Raw genomic sequence first — 22399 nt, forward strand, 5'->3', positions numbered from 1 at the left:
ATTTTAATGTTTTACATGGTTGTGCGACATTCTGCACAATTTCAGCTCTAGGATTGAAAACATGCCCCAAACATTATCCCCTTACTCAAACGCGCGTTTTATCGCTGTGCGTTTGCTTCCAGGTGAAGACGTTTTATTAACGTTAAGAAAACAGATTGCCCTTCATGGGTTCCAAGCCGCGTTTATTGCGGGTTGTGTCGGGAGTTTAACGGACGTTGCGTTACGCTTTGCAGGACAAGAAGACACCGACCATATCAGTGGGAAATTCGAAATTGTCTCGTTAATTGGCACATTAGAAGCCAATGGTGAGCATCTTCATTTATCCGTTTCTGATGAAAAAGGCTACATGCGTGGTGGCCATATGATGCCAGGCTGTAGCGTTAGAACCACATTGGAGTTAGTTATTGGCGAGCTTGAAAATATCGCCTTTACACGAGAACCCTGTGCTCTTTCAGGTTACGAAGAGCTTGTTGTTATTTCACGTTGATTTTCATATTTTATTTTTGCAAGGAATGGTTTTCTTATGAGTAAGTCATCGTTTATTTCCAGTCGTACACTGACGTTAATTGTTTTTTCAATCGCGATTAACATGGTTGTTGGCCAATTAAGTTCCATGTTAAAGCTGCCGATTTTCCTCGACTCTATTGGCACAATTATTTGTGCATTACTCGCAGGGCCTTGGGCCGCATTAACAACTGGCCTACTCACTAACTTATTGTGGGGATTATTAAGCGGGCCTATTGCCGCGGCTTTTGCCCCCGTCGCAATGATGATTGGGTTAAGTGCGGGTTTATTAGCGCGTGCAGGTGGGTTTCGTACGTTACCAAGAGTGATTTTATCGGGTGTTGTCATCACCTTTGCATTAATGATTGTTGCCGTGCCAATTCGTACTTATTTGTTTGGCGGAACAACTGGTAGCGGTGCGGACTTCTTTGTCGCTTATTTCCATGCTGTAGGCGATAACTTACTTGAATCCGTTGCAATTACAGTATTAGGTGCAAATATTGCCGATAAAATTATCTCAGCACTTGTCGCATGGTTATTGGTTCGACAATTACCTGAGCGCGTACAGCGTAACTATCCTAATATGGCGAAGGTACGTTAAATGCACCCTTTTACCTCACTAACCGCGTGGTTTTGGCTCAGTGTCAGTGCCATCTATTTGCCGCTGGGCTGGCCGTTGGTTCTGCTGGGGTGCAGCACGTTTATTGCTTTATTATTGTGGCAACCCGCTCGCTTTCGCTGGAAATTTGTCGCGTGGTTTATGCTCCCGATGGGATTAGGTTTATGGCTGATACACGGGGGCTGGTTAGCGCAATTACTGACGGGTGAAACCTTGAAAAATAGCCGCCCTGAATTCGCTTTAGCATTATGGTTTAAGCTACTCACCATCATCAGTACTTCCCAAATCTGGCTACAATATGTTCCAACCGAGCGGTTTATCCGTGCTTTGTTCGCTAGCAGGCTACCTGCTAGCTTTTCTTACCTTCTTGCTGGGCCTCTATTGCTTGCTGAACAACTTAAGCAACAGCTGAATATTATCCGTGAAGCACAATTAGCAAGAGGCGTTCCCCTTGACGGTAATTTTTGGCAACGGTGCACTTCATTACCCGCCATTTTGTTCCCCTTAGCCAGCAATGCATTAAGCGAGTTAAGTATTCGTGGTGCAGCACTGGATATGCATGCTTTTCGCTATAGTGCCAAACGCACAACATTAAATCCGCCTGTAGATAATCGCTGGCAAGTTGTACTGCGTTACAGCCTATTATTATTGATTTTGATTGAAGGTGGGTTAGTTCTGTGGTGGTAAATTTACAGCAAATGCACTTTACTCCCCAAGGTGCGCAACAACCTTTACTTGGGCCCATTGATCTCCAGCTTAATGCGGGGCAATGGTTTTGTGTTTTGGGCGGAAATGGCAGTGGAAAAAGCACGTTAGCTCAGCTTGTTGCTGGTTGGCATGGGGATTTATTACACGGCGAATTAACAGGAACAGCCGAAGTCTTGCAGCAACCGCTAGTCAATAACTCACTAGTCCAAGCATCTGCTACGCGCCAATATATTCAGCAATCACCACATTTACAGCTTTCAGGCTGCACATTTACGGTTGAACAAGAAATAGCTTTTGGCCCCGAAAATTTAGGCCTTACCGAAAATGAAATTACCCAGCGCGTAGAGCATGCCATCGCCTTTACGTTTTGTGAATCACTCAGGCATCGGCACCCCGCAACCTTATCTGGTGGGGAAGCGCAACGTGTTGTGTTGGCGAGTGCCCTTGCTATGCGCCCACAATTATTGTTGTTAGATGAAGCTTTTAGCCGACTGACGCCCAGTGCGACTCAGCGACTATTAACTCAATTGAAACACTATTCAATGCAAACAAATTGCTGCGTCATATTATTTGAGCGTAATTTGTTACCTGCTATCAGTTTTTGTGAGAATTTTCTGTTGTTAAGTACAGGAAATGTATTTTCAGAGGCAGGTAGAATGCTCGCCAGTGGTTCTTTAGACACAATTTTTCCGAGCTCAATTGCCTCGATTAATATGCCAGATGCATGGCGCGTGGTGGGTGAGTTAGTCAAACTCGGCAAATGGCAAAGCGCAATCCCTCAAAATGAAACTCAATTAGTGAATGCGTTTAAGGAATTATATGCTAGAGCTCAATGATTTAAGTTACCGCTGGCCAAGCTCAACTATCAACAATATCGCTAATTTATCGTTAAAGGTCGAAACCAGTGAATGGGTGGCGCTTGTCGGTGATAATGGCGCAGGGAAATCCACACTCTTACGGCTTCTTGCTGGGTTATTATCCCCTAATCAAGGGGATTTACGGTTACATGGTCAGCAACTTGCCCAATTAACGGCTCCAGAACGCGCTAATCAAGTCGGTATCCTATTCCAAGAGGCTGAAAAGCAAATTTTCCACAGCACGGTTAAAGCCGAGGTCGCTTTCGGACTAAAGCGGCAAAAGCTGGCAAAAGAGGTCGTTACAGAACGCGTGCAAAATGCGCTTGAGGCTTGCCACTTAGCCGATGTCGCTGAAAAACACCCCCTTGACCTTCATGCAGGGCAACGCAGAATGGTTGCAGTCGCCTGTTTAGAGGCGGTATCTCCACCACTCATTTTGCTGGATGAGCCAAGCCGCGATTTTGATGCATTATGGATGCAGCGCTTTGAAAACTGGTTGAATTTACAACGAGATAAAGGTACGACTATTGTGACAATTAGCCATGACTTTGATTTTGTGGCGCGTCATTTTAAACGGGTGCTACATTTATCCCATGGAAAACTGATTGCTGATGGTTCACCGATTGAGGTGCTCAATCACCCTGCATTGCAAGTTGAGTCTGCACTCCCTGCCCCTACCTTGATTTCATTAGGCCAAACATTAGCATTATCATCTGAATCAGTCACACCTGAAGCGTGGGTTAGAAATTTCATTTCCCTCTGATTAGATAAAAAAATAGCCTGCTAAGCAGGCTAAAGTCGTTCTATTTATAGGAAATGATTAATCTAATTGAACCCCGATGCGGCGCGCAACTTCTTCATAAGCTTCGATTAAACCACCAAGACTTTGGCGGAAACGGTCTTTATCCATTTTATTTAAGGTTTCTTTATCCCATAAACGGCTACCGTCTGGGGAGAATTCATCCCCCAGAACGACTTGCCCGTTGAATAAGCCAAACTCCAGTTTAAAATCGACTAAAATCAAACCTGCATCTGCAAAAATTTTGCTTAATACATCGTTGGCTTTGTAGCTTAGTTCACGCATTTTAGCGAGGTTTTCTTTACTCACCCAACCAAAGGTTTCACAGTAAGATTCGTTAACCATTGGGTCGTGTTTGGCATCGTCTTTTAAGAACAAGTCAAATAATGGTGGGTTTAATACCATACCTTCTTCAACACCTAAACGCTTCACTAATGAACCTGCGGCGCGGTTACGGATAACGCACTCAACAGGTACCATGTCTAATTTTTTGACTAATGCCTCAGTGTCAGACAGCAGCGCTTCCATTTGTGTTGGAATACCCGCTTCTTCTAATTTGCTCATAATGAAGTGGTTAAACTTATTATTAACCATGCCTTTACGGTCAAATTGCTCGATACGCTCACCATCGAGTGCTGATGTATCATTACGGAATTCCAGAACTAGCAGATCAGGATCCTCAGTGGTATAGACAGTTTTTGCCTTGCCACGATACAACTCAGCTTTCTTTTGCATCTTACACACTCCAGAGATGTGATTAAACTATAGAGAAAAACAATACGTGAATAGATTTTGTGGCGCTGTTTTGCAGAACACAAAATTAACGGAAGATGCAAAATGGGTAAAAATGCCCTTTCGCCGTTAGTTTTTTGCTCTGTTTCAGTCAGTTAGCCATCAAACCATGCGACTTACCTAACTTACTGATATTCAATATTTTATCTTTCAATACCTATTATGATAATAAAATTTCACGCCTGACGCAAACGATTACTTAGCGATAAACACTGATTTTTTGTCCATTTGTTTTTTCTATTGAAAGTCATCATTAATAATGGGAGGTGTTAAAATGAAGCATCCACCTTTAATTTGCTAATAGCTAATTAGCTATATCTTTGATAACAAAAGGAAGCAGTATAATGAATAAACTGATTAATAATCAGAGTTATTATTTGGATTGGTTCAATGGTGATTGACTAATAACAACTAATTTATGTGGATGAATATCCTTGTCTTTCCCCCAGTACACGTCCATCCAGTTAAGGTAAAAATCCTCCATATTCGCAATACGGCCAAGGAGCCTCTCTTCTTCTTCGCCATTAGAGGCGTAGACAAAATAATTTTGACTAAAAGCCCAACTGATCATCGTTTCCCAAAAACGCTGCCCAGCGTCGGTTTGTTCTTCATCAGTAACCATAATGGAATAAGAATTCAGTAAGTTAATGAAAAACTGACGAGGTAAATCTTTAATTATTTCAACATGGTTATATGCGCTACTGCGCCAGACTTTAACCTGAGTACCCGTGGTTTTCCCTATTACGATGTCCTGCCGAAACCGCAATTCAACCAAATATACCGTTTCAGGCTTCTCACCTTCTGAAATTAAGCGGTATTGCTCCTTCTTTCGTGATTTTACTAACCGATAACCTTCCGGTAAGGCAAAATTAGGAAGTACAAATTCACTCACACCTTCTGTTAAAAAATATTGGGTATCTTCTACATTTCGGCGGGTGATGCGTAATTTTTGGTTAAATTCCGTCCCTGAAATTTTTCTTGGCATAATATCGCTGCTACCGTCTTTTATGGGTTTCGTCGAGTGATTATGCACGTTTCACCTCCGCGCTGTTATTGATATTAATTGAAGTATATCCGAAAAATTGCTGATGATAAATTCATCAAAATATGCGTTAGCTGTATCAATTATTAATATAGATAATCGAACATTATTATTTGTTTATCCATAAAAAAACCGCGGCTAGCAGAGCCACGGTTTCTATTTTTAACGATCAAAACGGAGTAGTTATTTCTTTGCAGGGGCTTTACTAAACGCCGCTTTTAATGCTGCAACCATTTCGTCATTTTGTTTCTGCGTTAACGCAACACCTTTTGTCGAAATAAACTGCAACGTACTACGGTTGTTTAAGTCACCCACTTGCACTTTATAGTCCGCTTCTGGCACTGTTGGGTCATCAATACCCAGCGCTTGCCACTCAGAGCTACTTAAGCCTTTGTAAGTCACCATCACTGAACCCGTTGAACGCGTGCGGTCACCCACTTTCATCCCTACGCTTTCTAAGGTATGTGGTAAACGTTCCCAAACAGCATCAAACGGTGCACGGACAACAATCAGTGGTAAACCAGTGTCATCACTGCCAGTTTGCACATCAATGATGCCATAAGCGTTTTGCAGGCTGTTTTTGTTCGATGTATCACGTAACGCATACAGGTTGTCGGTTAATTCATTTAATAACAATTTGTTATAACGTTGAACTTCAACGACATCCGTAATGGTTTCATCCCCTTGGCGCATGCCTAAGCTCGTCACTGTCAAGGCAATCATGCCATTTTCAGGTTTAACTGACACTTTATGGCGGCTTTCCATTGGGACGTTTTCATCTGCACGATCCCATTTTACCCAATTGGTTTCAATGGAATGCGTACCGTCATCTTTTGAGGAAACAGGAATTCCTCGCTGCTCTAAGATCATCGTAACTTGTGACCATAACGCACTGTTTTCAGGTGTATTTTCTAGCAACAAACGGCTTGCATCAGCACTATCTTCCGTGCGCGAACCTGCTAATTGCGAAATCGTCAGTACTGGTGGACGAATATCCAACGCTTTTCCAACAGGGCCTGTTGACGTGGTTTTTGGAATGTCGTATTCACCATTTTGTGCAGGCAATGTAATCCCTTGCGGCACATTTAACACTTTCAATGGCGCGGCGTTAAGATATTCCTCATCACCACTGACCTGACGTTTATAGCGCTGATCGCTGGAGCAGGCTGCCAGTAACACAACAAGTGACAGGCCAGCAACCTTCATAACCTTCGATTTTTGCAATAATGTTGCCATTAAAATTCCCTAAATTTTACAGTAACCCAGCGAGTTTTAAAGCGTCCTCAACTTTTTGCTGGCCTGCGGCAGTTAACGGTGTCATAGGTAACCGTAATGTTCCATCTGCAATCAGACCTAAGCGATGACAACCCCATTTCGCTGGAATTGGATTCGGTTCAACAAATAACTGCTGGTGTAAGCCCATCAGTTTTTTATTTAATTCACGCGCCTCAGTATATTTGCCTGCAAGCGCTAAGTCACACATTTTTACCATCTGCGCGGCAGCAACGTTCGAAGTCACTGAAATAACGCCCTTTCCGCCCAGTTGCATGAAATCAAGTGCGGTCGCATCGTCACCGGTTAGCAGCACAAAATTATCATCAACCAGCTCTTTGATTTGATGAACACGTGCTAAGTTCCCTGTCGCTTCTTTAATTGCGACAATATTCGCCAATTTTGCTAAACGACCCACAGTTTCTGGCAGCATATCGCAACCAGTACGTGATGGTACATTATAAAGAATTTGTGGCAAGCTCGTGTTTTCTGAAATTGCTTTAAAATGTTGATATAACCCTTCCTGAGAAGGCCTATTATAATAGGGTGTTACGGTCAGGCAAGCAACTACACCACTGTTTTCAAAATCATTTGTCAGTGAAATTGCTTCTGCGGTTGCATTCGCACCTGCCCCTGCGATAATCGGGATACGTCCATCAGCAAGCTCTAACGTTGCTTTCACGACTTCCACGTGCTCTTTATGCGTTAACGTCGCAGACTCACCAGTAGTACCAACAGAAACGATGGCTGTTGTGCCGCTTTCAACATGGTAATCGACCAATTTTTTTAAGCTTGCTTTATCTAAGCGCCCAGCTGAATCCATTGGTGTGATAACGGCAACAATGCTTCCCGTTAAAAAATCTTTGTAGTTTGCGTTTCCATTAGCCATAGCGATACCCCTTAAATAATTGAACCTCCATGTTACGTTTTCATTTCCAAGAAGAAAACCACCCAACAGCAAGATTTTAATGAATTTTGTTAATGCCAGCGTAGTTAACTTAAATAGAAGTAATAATTCACTGACTTTTCTCGCAAGAGTGAATGACGCCTCTTGGCAGATGTCACTTTTTATGGTTTCCTTACCCACAGTGTGCGTCAGTTTTTATAGTCTCATTTTAAGGCTATATTCTAATCAAATGTTTAACTGGCATAATCAAAAAAATAAGGAATAGACTTTGCCTAAGACTGAACAGCAATTTCTTGTCATTACTGCGCTGGGAACAGATCGTCCGGGCATTGTGAACACCATAACTCGCCTTGTTAGTGAGTGCGACTGCAATATTGAAGATAGTCGCTTAGCGATGTTTGGCAAGGAATTCACCTTTATTATGATGTTATCGGGTAGCTGGAATGCAATTACCCTGCTTGAAGCAACTTTACCCCCTAAGGGCGCCGAACTCGATTTGCTGATCGTCATGAAGCGGACGCAGAGTGTTCAAATAACCTATTACCCATCTACAGTAACTGTGAATGTGGTTGTCGATGATGCACCTCGAATTGTCGAGCAATTCACAAATTTATTTACAACTTCGCAATGTAATATCGCAGAACTTGTTTCTAAGACACAACCAGCCAATAATGATATGCCTGCTCAACTGGAAATTCAGATTACTGCACATGACCCGTTGGACGATAATGGCATAATTATAAAGAATAAATTTCAACAACTATGTACAATGCTAAATGCCAAAGGCAACATCAGTATTGTTAACAACCCCAATATGCAGAGTTAACGGAGATATATGTAATGAACCCATTGAAAGCCGGTGATAAGGCGCCACAATTTAGCCTTCCTGACCAAGATGGTGAGATCATCAATCTTTCTGATTACCAGGGTCAGCGCGTATTAGTTTACTTTTACCCGAAAGCGATGACTCCCGGCTGTACTGTTCAAGCGTGCGGCTTACGTGATGAGATGGATACACTCAAAGCAAAAGGCGTCGAAGTTTTAGGGATTAGCACAGATAAACCAGAGAAACTGTCGCGTTTCGCTGAAAAAGAAATGTTGAATTTCACGCTGTTATCCGATGAAGACCACCAAGTGTGCGAGCAATTTGGGGTTTGGGGCGAAAAGCAATTTATGGGGAAAACCTATGATGGGATCCACCGTATTAGTTTCTTAGTCGACCCAACAGGGAAAATCGAACACGTTTTTGATGATTTCAAGACCACTAACCACCACGAAATCGTTCTCGCGTACATCAACGCAAACGCATAATATTTTATAATTCAATAGTGCTGTATATCCCATACAGCACTATGATTGATTTCTTATTTAGCCGCTTCTACTGGCTCTTCTGGCCAAACATGGATAACCGCTTTAATTAACGTCGCCAACGGGATCGCAAAGAAAACGCCCCAAAAGCCCCATAATCCGCCAAATACCACCACAGATAAAATAATCACCAATGGGTGTAAGTTAACGGCCTCTGAAAACAGTAATGGCACTACAACGTTGCTATCCAACCCTTGAATGACCAAATAAACTAACATCAGGTACCAAAATTCACTGCCAATGCCATACTGGAACAACGCGACAATAACCACCGGAATGGTGGCAGCGACTGCACCAATATAGGGAATAAGTACCGCGACACCGACTAACACCGATAACAATACCGCATAGCGCAAGTCGAAATAGGCAAAACATAAATAGGTTGCGACACCGACAATCACCATCTCCGTCACTTTTCCGCGTAGATAATTGGTAATTTGCTCGTTCATTTCGACCCAAACTTTCCCGACGAGTAAACGGTTTTTTGGTAACAATTTTAAAAAACTACGGCTAATACGTTCTTTATCTTTTAATAGGAAAAAGGTCATTAATGGCACTAAAACTAAATACACGGCGAGGGAAAAAATCCCAATTAATGAAGCCACTGACGCTTTAACCACGGAGTCTGCAATCCCAGACATGCGACTTCGCAGGTTGTCTGCCATCATATCAATGATCCCCACGTCGACTAATGCAGGGTATTGCTCAGGCAGTTTTTGGGCAAATTCATTAAAGCGATTGACCATATTAGGCAGATCGGCCATCAAATTAATGCCTTGCTGCCATGCTGTTGGCGCAATAATTAAAATTACCATGGCACTTATTCCCGCAAATAGGGTCAAAATGATACTCACCGCAAGAGCGCGAGATAACCCGGTGCGTTGTAACATATTTGTTGGCCATTCAAGTAAATAGGCCAAGGCAATTGCCACCAGCAACGGAGCCAGTATACTGCTGAAAAAAAAGATGATCACAAAACCTGAGACAAGTAATGTAAACAGTGCCACGGCTTGTGGATCGGCAAAACGCCGACGGTACCATTGTAAAAACAATTCCAGCATGTGTTGCTCCTGAGGAATTAATGCGAAGGACAGTTCCTAAATTATCGAAAATTATACCGAATAACAGATTTTACGATAGCTTTTGCTATCATGTGTTTTAAACTTTTCGAGTTATTTAATACCTTGTACTTATGAACTCGAAATAAAGTCGGTATTTACCCTAAATTTTAAACGTTGTATGGGATACTCACGTTTCATGAAAAAAAAATTGAAATACCCATTATTGGCTTTCATGATCGCTGCACTCATAAATGGTGCAGTTTTGCCTGCTTATAGCGCAATTGAAGATACCTTACCCGACATCGGTACCACTGCCGGTGGCACGCTCAGTATTAACCAAGAAATTATTATGGGTGATGCCATCACTCGGCAAATTCGTGCCAGCACACCACTTATTTACGATCCTCTTTTAACTCAGTATGTTAACAAGATTGGCATGCGCTTAGTGAAGAATGCCGACTCAGTTAAAACGCCGTTTAAGTTTTATTTAGTCAATAACCCAAATATCAACGCCTATGCCTACTTTGGCGGCAATGTGGTGCTGCATTCTGCCTTATTCCGTTATAGCCAAAATGAAAGCCAACTCGCGTCGGTAATGGCGCACGAAATTTCCCACGTCACGCAAAGGCACCTTGCGCGAATGATGGAAGACCAAAAAAGCACCACGCCGTTAGCCATTGCAGGGACAATCGGCTCGCTCCTTTTAGTGATGGCCAACCCTCAAGCGGGCTTTGCTGCATTGACAAGTACCATGGCGGGTGTGCAACAAGGGATGATCAGTTTCACCCAAGCGAATGAGCAAGAAGCGGACCGTATTGGCCTGCAAACGTTGCGCCGCTCGGGTTTTGACCCTCATGCAATGGCAGATTTTATGCAAACCATGGCTGACCAAACCCGCTATATGTCTAAACCGCCTGAAATTTTGTTAACGCACCCCCTTCCCGATAGCCGTTTAGCAGATGCGCGTAACCGTTCAAGTCAGTTACCCAAAGTCAGCGTGCCTTCATCTTTAGATTTTATGCTAGCCCGAGTTCGTATTTTAGCCATGTATGGCACAGACCAAAAACATGCCCTTGACCAGATCATTGAAAACTACGAAAAAGGTACGTCAAACGAACAACTCGCTGCGCAATATGGTAAGGCGCTGATCCTTTCACAGGATAAAAAATATGCAGATGCAGGGAAAATCCTCACTGAGCTGCTAAATAAACAGCCAGATAACCCATGGTTTATCGATAGCATGACCGATATCGACATTGAACAAAACCAAGCAACGAAAGCGGTCACACGCCTGCAAACTGCACTGAAAAAATCACCGAAAAACACGGTATTTATCGTTAACTTGGCGAATGCGTTAATCAACAACCATCAGTATAAAGAAGCCACTACACTACTGAATAAATACACCTTTGATTACCCAGATGACCCGATTGGTTGGGATTTATTGGCTGAAGCGTCAGCAAAACAAGGCAATCGCCCCGAAGAACTCGCCGCTTATGCCGAAGGCCTCGCATTGCGTGGTGGTTATGACACGGCAATCAATTATTTAAGTGATGCCAGCCGCCAAAGCCGTTTAGGCAGTTATGAACAACAACGCTACGATGCGCGTATTGATGCATTGAGAAAACTACAATTACGTGATGAAAACGCAAAACCGTAAGGACTCAAAATGACGGATCCAATTAAGATTTACCATAACCCGCGTTGCTCGAAAAGCCGTGAAACCTTAGCGCTTTTAGAAGAAAAAGGGATCGCACCAACGGTGGTTGAATACTTAAAAACAGCACCGACTGCTGCAGAGATTAAAAAATTACTAAAAATGTTAGGTTTTAAAGATGCACGTCAATTAATGCGTACGAAGGAAGAGCTGTATAAAGAGTTGAATTTAAGCGATGACAGTTTAACGCAGGATCAACTCATTAAAGCGATGCATGAAAACCCTAAATTGATTGAACGCCCTATTGTGGTTAAGGGTGATAAAGCCCGTTTAGGCCGCCCACCTGAGCAAGTGTTGGAGATTTTGTAAAAATTCCTCTTAATAAGCAAAAACCAGTCTCACTGAAAAATTAAGACTGGTTTTTTGTTATTTCTGACCTTTATATTCCATATAGCTCAGTATGGTTAAAAAAAAAGCAGTGGTAAAGCCCACTATATTTGAAATTATTATTGCTTCAATAAAATCACTTTTACCATAAGATAATTTACCAACCTTATAGAGTATATTTAATTGGTTAATTAATTGGCTTATGGCTATAACGCCAAAAAAAATAACAAATAAACTTAAATAAAAATAGATAAAGTACAACAAAATTTTCATTTATTTATTATCTCCGTTTAAGTTGTCATCTCTATTTTTCTTCGTTAATTCTGATGATACAGCACCCGTAGCACTACCAATAATATTAGGGTACTTTACTTAGATTGTTTTGGCGGAGCAGATATGGATGGCATATGGGTTAAAAATCGTTCTTTCAGCCCACTAGGCCACGTATTCATTTTCTTATCTAATCATTGAGTTTTTTTCTGCCCGAAATAATGAAGAGCTTGCTGTTACTGTAAAAGAACCTATATATTCCCTTTCATGCATGATTTGATTTCCTTACTTTATTTTATAGTAAAGAAAAATCTAAAATACTATTTTTTTATAGTCAACTAACCATATCTTTTATATTTATTATTTTAAATACCATTGCCATTCAAGTTTAAGACTATATTAATCATTAAGACCGTAATATTACTATAGCTTCAAAATATCTTTAACAAACGGAATCGTGAGTTTGCGCTGGGCAACAATTGAGGCGTGATCGAGCTTGTTGAGAATATCAAACAACGTACCCATTTTTCTGTCGAGACGCTTAAGCACAAAACGGCATACATCTTCGGGCAGTTCAAAGCCACGCATGCGAGCACGTAATTGTAAGGCGTAGATTTTATCTTCATCACTTAATGGATGCAGTTTGTAAATCTGCCCCCAGTCAAGGCGGGACGCTAAATCAGGCAGTTTGAGGTCAATTTGACGAGGTGGGCGATCACTGGTGATCAACAAACAGGTACGGCCAATTTCGAGAATACGATTGTATAAATTGAAAATCGCCATTTCCCATTCTTCATCCCCCGCTATGCATTGGATATTATCAATACATACCAGTGAGAGGTTTTCCATGCCTTCAAGGACATCAGGTACAAAATAGGCGCGTTTATCTAACGGAACATAGCCAACAGCAATGCCTTGCTCTGAAAGCTCTGCACATGCAGCATGGAGCAAATGGCTTTTCCCTCCGCCTTCACGTGACCAATAATAAATGTAGCTACCGTGGGCTTGGTTAATGGCAGATTTGATAGCAGACAGCAACGCATCATTTTCCCCTGCATAAAAGCTGGCAAAGGTTTCATCATCCGGTAGATAAAGTGGTAGTGAAAGCTGTGATGGTGTGTTCAGAATTGCCTCTGGCTGTACAAATCAATTTTCGCTAAACAGTTTACCACAAAAAACGCGGTTAGATGAACAGGATCCCGTTCAATTGCCGCTGCTTTAACCACAGCGGCAATTGCCTGAAATAAAAGAATGCGATTACTTATCGCTATTTAGCTCTTTAACTTCACTGTTAATAAACTGTTTTTCAGGGCGAACAAAGGTAATAAAGCGAAACAGTAATGCCATAAAGATCCCGACAATAGTCGCTAATGCCATCCCTTTCAATTCAGCTTGTCCAATATGAATAACCGCACCACTCACCCCAATAATCAAGATCACAGAGGTTAAAATTAAGTTTTGTGGTTTATTGTAATCAACCTTCGAATCAATCAAGACACGAATACCTGATGCACCGATGACCCCGTACAGTAATAAAGAAACACCGCCCATCACTGGCACAGGTACTAATTGGATAGCCGCAGCTAATTTACCGATACACGATAACAAAATCGCAATAATCGCCGCCCCACCGATAACCCAAGTACTGTAAACCTTGGTGATTGCCATCACACCAATATTTTCGCCATAGGTGGTATTTGGTGTTGAACCGAAGAAACCGGATAACACTGTTGAGAAACCGTTAGCAAACATCGAACGGTGTAAACCTGGGGATTTCATTAAATCCCGCTCAACGATATTGGCTGTAACCACTAAGTGCCCTACGTGTTCTGCAATGACCACTAACGCTGCGGGTAAAATGGTGAGGATAGCAAACCACTCAAAACGTGGGGTATAGAATGTTGGGATAGCAAACCAAGGCGCTTCAATCACTGGGGTGAAATCCACAATTCCCATAAAATATGACAATGCATACCCCGTTAAGAACCCGATTAAAATAGGGATAATCGATAAGAACCCACGGAACATGACCGCACATAAAATGGTAACCGATAACGTGGTTAATGAAATGATTAAAGTGTTGGTATCAACCGCAGCTCCATCTTTTGGCAGTAAACCTGCCATACCCGCTGCCGTTTGTGCGAGCTCTAACCCGATAACGGCAACAATCGCCCCCATCGCTGCAGGTGGGAACATGACGTTGATCCAGCCCCTTCCCGCCACTTTGACAATTAACGCCACAAGGCAAAACAGCACACCACAAATAATAAAGCCGCCAAGTGCCAGTTCATAACCTAATGGCAGTAAAATCAGCACCGGTGAAATAAAAGCAAAACTTGACCCTAAATATGCAGGGATCTGGCCTTTACAGATAAAGAGGTAGATTAATGTCCCTATGCCGTTAAACAGCAAGATTGTTGCTGGGTTTACACCAAACAAAATGGGTACGACAACGGTTGCGCCAAACATCGCAAAAAGATGCTGAAAACTCAGTGGAATGGTTTGTAGTAATGGTGGCCTTTCTTCAACACCAATGGTGCGACGTGTCATTTTAGCTTATCCCCTTTTAGCTATGGTTTATGCAAGCCCCTTAAGGCTTGCAAACGTTTCATCTCATTCAATAAATCAAAAAAAAGCCGACTTCTCAGTCGGCTCATTTTTATTTAGTACCAAATATCTTATCGCCCGCATCACCGAGGCCTGGAACAATGTAACCTTCTTCATTGAGGTATTGATCAATGGAAGCGGTATACAGTTCAACATCTGGGTGGACTTTTTCTAATGCTTTGATCCCTTCAGGTGCTGCAACTAAAACTAAAACTTTAATTGACTTACACCCTTCTTTTTTCAGTAAATCGATAGTTGCGATCATTGAACCGCCTGTTGCTAACATAGGGTCAACAACTAACGCCATACGCTCATCGATATCTGAAGTCAGTTTTTGGAAATAAGGGACAGGTTGCAGTGTTTCTTCATCACGATAAACACCAACCACACTGATACGTGCGCTAGGAATGCTTTCTAATACACCATTCATCATACCAATACCTGCACGGAGAATTGGTACTACGGTGATTTTTTTACCTTTAATTTGTTCTATTTCGACAGGACCACACCAACCATCAATAGTCACTTTTTCAGTTTCTAGGTCAGCGGTTGCTTCATAAGTCAGTAGGCTACCAACCTCTGAGGCCAGTTCACGAAAGCGTTTGGTGCTTATATCATGATCTCGCATCAGGCCAAGTTTATGTTTAACGAGAGGGTGTTTTACCTCAACGATCTTCATGGGTTTCTCCTACTATTTTAGACGCTGGCGGACAAAAAAATCGCGGGATTATAACTCTTTTAACCATGAATGCCACTAGATTACGTTTGATTTTGGTCAAAACATCAACGATTAGGCAAACTTTTTTAAAATAGTATACCCCATATCGGTTAAGTTGCATGTTGATGATCCTCTGAATTTATTTTTTTGCCAATATTTAAATACCACACACATTTCACCTTGTGAACACGCTCACTTTCTGCCATTTCCAGCCATAAGAATTTTCATTCACAAAGCTATCGCAAACGTTTGCTTTGCCTGTTAGAATACGCCCCATGATGTTATTTTTCTCAAAAATGTAATTGCCTTGGGGGCCGTAGTGACTGATAAAACCTCTCTCAGCTATAAAGATGCCGGTGTCGATATTGATGCAGGTAACGCACTGGTTGAACGTATTAAAGGTGTTGTAAAAGAAACGCGTCGTCCCGAAGTGATGGGGGGTCTTGGTGGGTTCGGTGCATTATGTGCCCTGCCACAAAAATACCGCGAGCCTGTACTTGTTTCAGGTACCGATGGTGTTGGTACAAAATTACGTCTGGCAATGGATTTAAAACGCCACGATTCAATCGGGATTGACCTTGTTGCTATGTGCGTCAATGACCTAATCGTTCAAGGGGCTGAGCCATTATTCTTCCTTGATTACTACGCAACAGGCAAATTAGACGTGGATACCGCTGCCAGGGTCATCACGGGAATTGCTGAAGGCTGTAAACAGTCTGGCTGTGCATTAGTGGGTGGTGAAACCGCTGAAATGCCAGGCATGTACCATGGTGAAGACTATGATGTTGCAGGCTTTTGCGTCGGTGTGGTAGAGCGCTCTGAAATCATTGATGGCAGTAAAGTCAGCGCTGGTGATGCACTAATTGCCCTCGCCTCAAGTGGTCCCCACTCAAATGGCTATTCATTAGTACGTAAAATTTTAGAAGTCAGCAAAACGAACCCAGAAACTGAACAGTTAGATGGTAAATCATTAGCAGACCATTTATTAGAACCTACACGTATTTATGTGAAAAACGTGCTAGAGCTGATCGCGAAGAATGACATTCATGCAATCGCGCACATTACGGGTGGCGGTTTCTGGGAAAATATCCCTCGCGTTCTTCCTGATAACACCCAAGCCATTATCGATGGTAGCAGCTGGCAATGGCCTTCTGTTTTCAGCTGGTTACAACACGCGGGTGATGTCAGTACCCATGAAATGTACCGCACCTTTAACTGCGGTGTTGGTATCATCATTGCTCTGCCACAAAGTGAAGTTAACGCAGCATTAGCGTTATTAGAAGCACTGGGTGAAAACGCATGGCAAATTGGCTCAATCGGTCAGTTACCTGCCGGTGAAGAGCAGGTTGTGATCCGCTAATGAAAAAAATTGTTGTCCTCATTTCTGGCAGTGGCAGTAACTTACAATCGATCATTGAAGGTTGCCAATCAGGCACGATAAAGGGTCGTATTGTTGCCGTAGTGAGCAACCAAAGCACAGCTTATGGGCTAGTGCGGGCACAGCAGGCAGGGATCCCTGCCGCTTGCCTTGATGCAAAAATGTATGCAAATCGCCACGCCTATGATGCTGCTTTATTATCGCTTATTGAGCAGTACCAGCCCGATTTAGTGGTCTTAGCTGGGTTTATGCGTATTTTATCCCCAGAATTTGTGACTCATTTCACAGGGAAATTACTCAATATTCACCCTTCTTTATTACCCAAATACCCAGGGCTTCATACTCATCGTAAGGCCTTGGAAAATGGCGATAAAGAACACGGTACTTCCGTTCACTTTGTCACTGAAGAATTAGACGGCGGCCCTGTAATTTTACAAGCTAAAGTGCCTATTTTCCCTGAAGATACCGAAGAAGACCTGATTGAGCGTGTAAAAACGCAAGAGCATGCTATCTACCCTCTGGTTGTACAATGGTTTAGTGATAACCGCCTAACTATGGTCGACGGTAAAGCCGTATTAGATGGTAAAGTGCTCCCTCAACAGGGTTATGCTAATGAGTAGTTTATTGACTGTCTAAATAACGATTCAAAGGGTGGAATTTCCACCCTTTTTGTTGCACTAAAATTGGCGAATATACAACCTGTCAATTGATTGTTTTTTCTGCGATTAACCACTTAGTTCTGCATAAAGTGAACTATTCTTCAACAAGGGGATGATCTCTCTGTGTTATGTCATTATTTTATCGCAAATAAGTGGTATCCTTATTTAAGCAAAAAATGTTTTTTCATAACCAATAGAGGTGTTTTATGACTACCGGGCAAGTTCATCCGTTTAGGTTGCGCCCACTTGAACGTGAAGATTTAGCGTTTATTCATCAACTTGATAACAACGCCAGTGTGATGCGCTACTGGTTTGAAGAGCCTTATGAGGCTTTTGTTGAGCTAAGTGATCTTTACGACAAACATATTCATGACCAATCCGAACGCCGTTTTATCGTGGAAAATGATAGCGAAAAAGTTGGGTTAGTTGAATTGGTTGAAATTGATTATGTTCACCGCCGTTCTGAGTTCCAAATTATCATTGCCCCGAGCCATCAAGGCCATGGGTATGCGAGCCGTGCAGCAAGGCTGGCAATGGACTATGCTTTCTCTGTATTAAATTTATATAAACTTTATCTCATTGTTGATAAAGAAAATGTCAAAGCGATCCACATTTATAATAAACTTGGCTTCCATACCGAAGGTGAATTGATCGACGAGTTTTTCGTGAATGGTCGCTACCATACGGCTATCCGTATGTGCGTTTTCCAACAGCAATATTTTGCGATGAAACAGCAATCAGAGAACCCAGAAAGCGTCATCGCACAAGATAACGCAATTAAGCATCACATTTAGTTAACTGGCTGATACAATAGCCATTAAGTAATAAGCGTCTAATACGGAGTCAGAATGTCCCAAGAACGTCTCTATCATGAAAAAGAGCTCAGCTGGCTGTCTTTTAACGAGCGCGTTTTGCAAGAAGCTGCCGATAAGCGTAACCCGCTGATTGAGCGAATGCGTTTTTTGGGCATTTATTCCAATAACTTAGACGAATTTTATAAAGTGCGCTTTGCTGATGTAAAGCGCCGTATTTTAATTAACGAAGAACGAGGATCGGCCAGTGGCTCTCGCCATTTACTCAAGCGTATTCAATCAAAAGTCGCCAAACAAGAACAAGAATTTGACGTTTTATACAATGACTTACTGCTTGAAATGGCCCGTAACCAAATCTTCCTGATTAACGAGCGCCAAATTTCCCCGCGCCAACAAATCTGGCTGCGTCAGTATTTTCGTCAAAATTTACGCCAACACATTACACCGATTTTAATCAACCCAGATACGGACTTAGTTGAGTTTCTAAAAGATGACTATACCTATCTTGCGGTTGAAATAATTCATGGCAGTGATATTCAGTATGCGCTGTTAGAAATCCCATCGGATAAAGTCCCGCGATTTGTGAATCTCCCGCCCGAGATGCCAAAACGCCGCAAATCCATGATCCTTATTGATAACATCTTGCGTTACACGCTAGACGAAATTTTCAAAGGCTTTTTCGATTACGATGAACTTAATGCGTATTCCATGAAAATGACCCGTGACGCCGAATACGATATCGCGACCGAAATGGAGTCCAGCTTACTGGAAATCATGTCGTCTACATTAAAACAGCGCTTAACCGCAGAGCCGGTGCGTTTTGTTTACCAACGGGATATGCCGGATGAAATGGTCGCCTTATTGCGGGAAAAATTAGGGTTATCCAATGATGACTCCGTCATTGCTGGCGGTCGTTATCACAATTTCAAAGATTTTATTAATTTCCCCAATGAAGGAAATAAAAACTTATTAAACAAGCCACTCCCCCGTTTACGCCACCGCTGGTTCGATAATTTCCGCAACGGCTTTGATGCTATTCGTGAGCGGGATGTGCTGTTGTATTATCCGTATTACACCTTCGAACATACCTTGGAGTTACTGCGCCAAGCCTCATTCGACCCGAATGTGTTATCCATCAAAATCAATATTTACCGTGTCGCAAAAGATTCGCGCATCATCGATTCAGTGATCCACGCAGCGCACAACGGCAAAAAAGTCACTGTGGTCGTTGAATTACAAGCGCGTTTTGATGAAGCAGCTAACATCCATTGGGCGAAGCGACTTACAGAAGCGGGAGTCCACGTTATTTTCTCCGCGCCGGGACTGAAAATCCACGCCAAATTATTTATTATCTCCCGAATGGAAGAAGGCCAAATTGTTCGCTACGCCCACATTGGTACAGGGAACTTCAACGAAAAAACCGCGCGGTTATACACCGACTATTCCTTGTTAACAGCTAACGAGCAAATTACCAATGAAGTTCGCCGTGTGTTTAGTTTTATTGAAAATCCGTACCGTCCTGTTACCTTCGAGAATTTGATGGTTTCCCCGCAAAATACACGAACAAAACTAACCGCATTAATTGACCAAGAAATTGCCAATGCCTTAGAAGGTCTACCAAGTGGAATTACATTAAAAATTAATAACTTGGTTGACAAAGAACTGACTGACAAGCTTTATGATGCGTCCAATGCTGGGGTGAAAATTCGCCTACTAGTTCGCGGAATGTGTTCACTCGTGGCTGGCCAAGCGGGTTACAGCGAAAATATTCAAGTCACCAGCATTGTTGACCGTTTTTTGGAACATGACCGTGTTTACGTGTTTGCCAATGCCGGTGATGACAAAGTTTTTATTTCTTCAGCGGATTGGATGACACGAAACATTGACTACCGAATTGAAGTCGCCGTTCAGTTAGTCGATCCCCTATTAAAGCAACGGGTTTTGGATATTCTGGAATTGCAATTCAGTGATACGGTAAAAGCGCGTTATGTTGACAAAGATTTAAGTAATCATTATGTTCCCCGCGGCAACAAGCGAAAAATTCGTTCTCAGCTTGCCATTTATGAACATTTGAAGTCACTTGAAACGCCAGATACCCGAGCTTGATACTATGCCAATAACAACAACATCAGCACCGAGACCCCAAGAGATTGCGGCCATTGACCTAGGTTCAAATAGCTTTCATATGGTGATTGCGCGCGTCGTCAATGGTGCGCTCCAAGTGCTAACTCGCCTGAAAAAACGTGTTCATCTTGCTGATGGGCTCAGTGATACCAATGAATTAAGCGAAGAAGCGATGGAGCGCGGGCTTTCCTGTTTAGCGCTATTTGCTGAACGTTTACAAGGCTTTTCGCCTGATAACGTCTGCATTGTCGGCACCCACTCTTTACGTGTCGCAACCAATGTAAAAGACTTTTTGCAACGCGCAAAAGAGATAATGCCCTATCCCATTGAAATCATTTCTGGGCAAGAAGAAGCACGTTTAATTTTTATGGGTGTTGAACACACCCAGCCAGAAAAAGGCCGTAAGCTGGTTTTAGATATTGGTGGTGGCTCCACCGAAATTGTTATCGGTGAAAAATTCGAGCCATTATTAATAGAAAGCCGTCGTATGGGCTGTGTTAGCTTTGCAAAAAGCTATTTTCCCAATGAAACCATCACGCCTGAGTTTTTTAACCGCGCCTACCTCGCGGCTTGTTTAAAATTAGAAAGCACCGCCATCCTATTTAAAAAATACACGTGGGATGTGGCAATGGGCGCATCAGGTACGATTAAAGCTGCACACGGGGTTTTAGTGGAGCTTGGCTACAAAGATGGCATTATTACCCGTGAACGACTGATTGAAATTAAAGGCATGGCGTTGAAATATAAATCTTTTTCTTCGCTAGATATTCCAGGCCTTTCCAATGAACGCAAGCAGGTTTTTGTTCCCGGCTTAGCCATTTTGCTCGCCGTGTTTGATTCCTTAGATATTAAAGAATTACGTTTGTCCGATGGCGCCCTGCGTGAAGGGGTTTTATATGAAATGGAAGGCCGTTTTCGTCACCAAGATATCCGCCAGCGCACTGCTCTAAGCCTTGCTGAGCACTATAATATTGATAGAGAGCAAGCAAAACGTGTCCTGAAAACGATGGAAGAGCTTTATTACCAATGGGGACAGCAAAACCCTAAGCAGCTCAACCCACAGTTAGAATCTATTCTAATTTGGGCAGTGATGCTCCATGAAGTGGGTTTAAGCATTAACCACAGCGGTATGCACCGGCACTCGGCATATATCCTACAAAATACCAATTTGCCCGGTTTTAACCAAGAACAACAGCTTTTGTTAGCCACACTGGTTAGAAACCATCGACGTGCCATCAAGTACGATGATATCCCTAAGTTTAACTTATTTAAACGCAAACAATTTATGCCGTTAATTCAGATTTTACGGCTCGCTATCTTATTAAATAATCAACGACAGTCCACCACCACCCCTTCATCACTGCGCATTGAAACTGATGATGGGTATTGGACACTTTATTTACCTGCTGAATATCTTGAGCAGAATGCCTTGATGTTACTGGATTTAGAAAAAGAAAGTGGTTACTGGGAAGAGGTTCCTGGGTGGTCATTAAGTATATGTGCAGAGAATGAATAACTTTCAGCCATTATTGTGGTGATTTCTTCTTATTTTTTTCACGCTAAGCGCGGAAATCACTGCCTGTTTAGCGCGACTATTTGATATATTATTCAAATGGGCGACAATAATGATAATAAATTTCGTCCGCTCGCAGACGAATTAATAAAACGCGCTTCGGCGCGGCTATTGTTTTAAGGATTAAAATGTCACAATCTGCTTTCTCAAACGATGTGGGGCCAATGGTTAACCCGCACTCACAAAAGCTGGCACACATTCGCCAGCAGATCCTGACGCTTTTTTTAGATGACGAAGAATTCGTCCACGCGCTTGTTGAAAATGATCAACACGTCAGTATTGATG

22 protein-coding genes are annotated in these 22399 nt (G+C 42.4%); 14 read left to right on the forward strand and 8 right to left on the reverse strand.

Annotated features, from left to right (window positions below; all coding sequences use genetic code 11):
• The first annotated feature begins 61 nt into the window (after positions 1-61).
• From AC4IFO_RS00490 to AC4IFO_RS00510, 5 genes are read left to right on the forward strand one after another with little or no spacing between them, the layout of a single operon-like run.
• Positions 62-487, forward strand: a complete 426-nt coding sequence (locus AC4IFO_RS00490) for a PPC domain-containing DNA-binding protein (RefSeq protein WP_490730932.1) — start codon at positions 62-64, stop codon at positions 485-487.
• 36 nt (positions 488-523) lie between these two features.
• On the forward strand, positions 524-1105 hold the full coding sequence (locus tag AC4IFO_RS00495) for an ECF transporter S component (protein WP_490730934.1): 582 nt from the start codon (positions 524-526) through the stop codon (positions 1103-1105).
• Positions 1106-1810, forward strand: coding sequence for an energy-coupling factor transporter transmembrane component T (locus AC4IFO_RS00500; protein WP_490730936.1), 705 nt, complete (start codon positions 1106-1108; stop codon positions 1808-1810).
• A complete protein-coding gene (locus tag AC4IFO_RS00505; protein WP_490730938.1) occupies positions 1801-2667 on the forward strand; it encodes an energy-coupling factor ABC transporter ATP-binding protein in 867 nt (288 codons plus the stop codon). The genes AC4IFO_RS00500 and AC4IFO_RS00505 overlap by 10 nt, the downstream gene beginning before the upstream one ends.
• A complete protein-coding gene (locus AC4IFO_RS00510) occupies positions 2651-3451 on the forward strand; it encodes an energy-coupling factor ABC transporter ATP-binding protein (RefSeq protein WP_490730940.1) in 801 nt (266 codons plus the stop codon). The genes AC4IFO_RS00505 and AC4IFO_RS00510 overlap by 17 nt, the downstream gene beginning before the upstream one ends.
• Before the next feature lie 57 nt (positions 3452-3508).
• Here the strand turns inward: AC4IFO_RS00510 and purC are convergent, their stop codons facing one another.
• From purC to dapA, 4 genes are all read right to left on the reverse strand, one after another.
• Positions 3509-4222 (reverse strand): phosphoribosylaminoimidazolesuccinocarboxamide synthase, encoded by a 714-nt coding sequence (gene purC / locus AC4IFO_RS00515; protein WP_206086563.1) that lies wholly within the window; start codon positions 4220-4222, stop codon positions 3509-3511.
• A 430-nt stretch (positions 4223-4652) separates the two neighbouring features.
• Positions 4653-5312 carry a hypothetical protein gene (locus AC4IFO_RS00520; protein ID WP_490730942.1) on the reverse strand — a complete coding sequence of 220 codons (660 nt, stop codon included), beginning with the start codon at positions 5310-5312 and terminating at the stop codon, positions 4653-4655.
• A gap of 192 nt (positions 5313-5504) precedes the next feature.
• Positions 5505-6557, reverse strand: coding sequence for an outer membrane protein assembly factor BamC (gene bamC, locus AC4IFO_RS00525; RefSeq protein WP_490730944.1), 1053 nt, complete (start codon positions 6555-6557; stop codon positions 5505-5507).
• Positions 6558-6573: 16 nt separating this feature from the next.
• Positions 6574-7482, reverse strand: a complete 909-nt coding sequence (gene dapA / locus AC4IFO_RS00530; protein WP_490730946.1) for a 4-hydroxy-tetrahydrodipicolinate synthase — start codon at positions 7480-7482, stop codon at positions 6574-6576.
• 286 nt (positions 7483-7768) lie between these two features.
• On the opposite strand from dapA, the gene AC4IFO_RS00535 reads away from it, so the two are divergent.
• Entirely contained in the window at positions 7769-8326 is a 558-nt protein-coding gene (locus tag AC4IFO_RS00535) for a glycine cleavage system transcriptional repressor (RefSeq protein WP_353241479.1), read from the forward strand.
• Between the two features lie 14 nt (positions 8327-8340).
• Positions 8341-8811 carry a thioredoxin-dependent thiol peroxidase gene (bcp, locus tag AC4IFO_RS00540; protein ID WP_206086558.1) on the forward strand — a complete coding sequence of 157 codons (471 nt, stop codon included), beginning with the start codon at positions 8341-8343 and terminating at the stop codon, positions 8809-8811.
• Positions 8812-8864: 53 nt separating this feature from the next.
• Here bcp and AC4IFO_RS00545 read toward each other — a convergent pair whose 3' ends face one another.
• Positions 8865-9929, reverse strand: coding sequence for an AI-2E family transporter (locus AC4IFO_RS00545; protein WP_490730949.1), 1065 nt, complete (start codon positions 9927-9929; stop codon positions 8865-8867).
• A 196-nt stretch (positions 9930-10125) separates the two neighbouring features.
• Here AC4IFO_RS00545 and bepA point away from each other — a divergent pair, with 196 nt between their 5' ends.
• On the forward strand, positions 10126-11589 hold the full coding sequence (gene bepA / locus AC4IFO_RS00550) for a beta-barrel assembly-enhancing protease (protein WP_490730951.1): 1464 nt from the start codon (positions 10126-10128) through the stop codon (positions 11587-11589).
• 9 nt (positions 11590-11598) lie between these two features.
• Positions 11599-11955: an arsenate reductase (glutaredoxin) gene (gene arsC / locus AC4IFO_RS00555; protein ID WP_490730953.1), complete on the forward strand. Its 357-nt coding sequence runs from the start codon at positions 11599-11601 to the stop codon at positions 11953-11955.
• A 711-nt stretch (positions 11956-12666) separates the two neighbouring features.
• On the opposite strand, the gene hda is transcribed toward arsC, so the two are convergent.
• From hda to upp, 3 genes are all read right to left on the reverse strand, one after another.
• Positions 12667-13371: a DnaA inactivator Hda gene (gene hda, locus AC4IFO_RS00560; protein ID WP_490731483.1), complete on the reverse strand. Its 705-nt coding sequence runs from the start codon at positions 13369-13371 to the stop codon at positions 12667-12669.
• Positions 13372-13500: 129 nt separating this feature from the next.
• Positions 13501-14793 carry a uracil permease gene (uraA, locus tag AC4IFO_RS00565; protein WP_219247510.1) on the reverse strand — a complete coding sequence of 431 codons (1293 nt, stop codon included), beginning with the start codon at positions 14791-14793 and terminating at the stop codon, positions 13501-13503.
• 109 nt (positions 14794-14902) lie between these two features.
• Positions 14903-15529 carry a uracil phosphoribosyltransferase gene (gene upp, locus AC4IFO_RS00570; protein WP_047757238.1) on the reverse strand — a complete coding sequence of 209 codons (627 nt, stop codon included), beginning with the start codon at positions 15527-15529 and terminating at the stop codon, positions 14903-14905.
• Between the two features lie 358 nt (positions 15530-15887).
• Here upp and purM point away from each other — a divergent pair, with 358 nt between their 5' ends.
• From purM to AC4IFO_RS00595, 5 genes are all read left to right on the forward strand, one after another.
• Positions 15888-16928: a phosphoribosylformylglycinamidine cyclo-ligase gene (gene purM / locus AC4IFO_RS00575; RefSeq protein ID WP_490730955.1), complete on the forward strand. Its 1041-nt coding sequence runs from the start codon at positions 15888-15890 to the stop codon at positions 16926-16928.
• Positions 16928-17566: a phosphoribosylglycinamide formyltransferase gene (gene purN / locus AC4IFO_RS00580; protein ID WP_490730957.1), complete on the forward strand. Its 639-nt coding sequence runs from the start codon at positions 16928-16930 to the stop codon at positions 17564-17566. Before purM ends, purN begins: the two co-directional genes overlap by 1 nt.
• 245 nt (positions 17567-17811) lie before the next feature.
• The gene (gene speG / locus AC4IFO_RS00585) at positions 17812-18399 is read left to right on the forward strand and encodes a spermidine N1-acetyltransferase (protein WP_490730959.1); all 588 of its coding nucleotides are present in this window, start codon (positions 17812-17814) and stop codon (positions 18397-18399) included.
• Between the two features lie 54 nt (positions 18400-18453).
• Positions 18454-20523, forward strand: a complete 2070-nt coding sequence (ppk1, locus tag AC4IFO_RS00590) for a polyphosphate kinase 1 (RefSeq protein WP_490730961.1) — start codon at positions 18454-18456, stop codon at positions 20521-20523.
• A 4-nt stretch (positions 20524-20527) separates the two neighbouring features.
• The gene (locus AC4IFO_RS00595; RefSeq protein WP_490730962.1) at positions 20528-22057 is read left to right on the forward strand and encodes an exopolyphosphatase; all 1530 of its coding nucleotides are present in this window, start codon (positions 20528-20530) and stop codon (positions 22055-22057) included.
• Positions 22058-22399 lie beyond the last annotated feature (342 nt).

The sequence above is a fragment of the Providencia sp. UF-224 genome (assembly GCF_058245955.1).

Coding starts and splice junctions, on each gene's coding strand:
- AC4IFO_RS00490 (WP_490730932.1), top strand. CDS start 62: ATGCCCCAAACATTATCCCCTTACTCAAACGCGCGTTTTATCGCTGTG.
- AC4IFO_RS00495 (WP_490730934.1), top strand. CDS start 524: ATGAGTAAGTCATCGTTTATTTCCAGTCGTACACTGACGTTAATTGTT.
- AC4IFO_RS00500 (WP_490730936.1), top strand. CDS start 1,106: ATGCACCCTTTTACCTCACTAACCGCGTGGTTTTGGCTCAGTGTCAGT.
- AC4IFO_RS00510 (WP_490730940.1), top strand. CDS start 2,651: ATGCTAGAGCTCAATGATTTAAGTTACCGCTGGCCAAGCTCAACTATC.
- purC (WP_206086563.1), bottom strand. CDS start 4,222: ATGCAAAAGAAAGCTGAGTTGTATCGTGGCAAGGCAAAAACTGTCTAT.
- bamC (WP_490730944.1), bottom strand. CDS start 6,557: ATGGCAACATTATTGCAAAAATCGAAGGTTATGAAGGTTGCTGGCCTG.
- dapA (WP_490730946.1), bottom strand. CDS start 7,482: ATGGCTAATGGAAACGCAAACTACAAAGATTTTTTAACGGGAAGCATT.
- bcp (WP_206086558.1), top strand. CDS start 8,341: ATGAACCCATTGAAAGCCGGTGATAAGGCGCCACAATTTAGCCTTCCT.
- AC4IFO_RS00545 (WP_490730949.1), bottom strand. CDS start 9,929: ATGCTGGAATTGTTTTTACAATGGTACCGTCGGCGTTTTGCCGATCCA.
- bepA (WP_490730951.1), top strand. CDS start 10,126: ATGAAAAAAAAATTGAAATACCCATTATTGGCTTTCATGATCGCTGCA.
- arsC (WP_490730953.1), top strand. CDS start 11,599: ATGACGGATCCAATTAAGATTTACCATAACCCGCGTTGCTCGAAAAGC.
- uraA (WP_219247510.1), bottom strand. CDS start 14,793: ATGACACGTCGCACCATTGGTGTTGAAGAAAGGCCACCATTACTACAA.
- upp (WP_047757238.1), bottom strand. CDS start 15,529: ATGAAGATCGTTGAGGTAAAACACCCTCTCGTTAAACATAAACTTGGC.
- purN (WP_490730957.1), top strand. CDS start 16,928: ATGAAAAAAATTGTTGTCCTCATTTCTGGCAGTGGCAGTAACTTACAA.
- speG (WP_490730959.1), top strand. CDS start 17,812: ATGACTACCGGGCAAGTTCATCCGTTTAGGTTGCGCCCACTTGAACGT.
- ppk1 (WP_490730961.1), top strand. CDS start 18,454: ATGTCCCAAGAACGTCTCTATCATGAAAAAGAGCTCAGCTGGCTGTCT.
- AC4IFO_RS00595 (WP_490730962.1), top strand. CDS start 20,528: ATGCCAATAACAACAACATCAGCACCGAGACCCCAAGAGATTGCGGCC.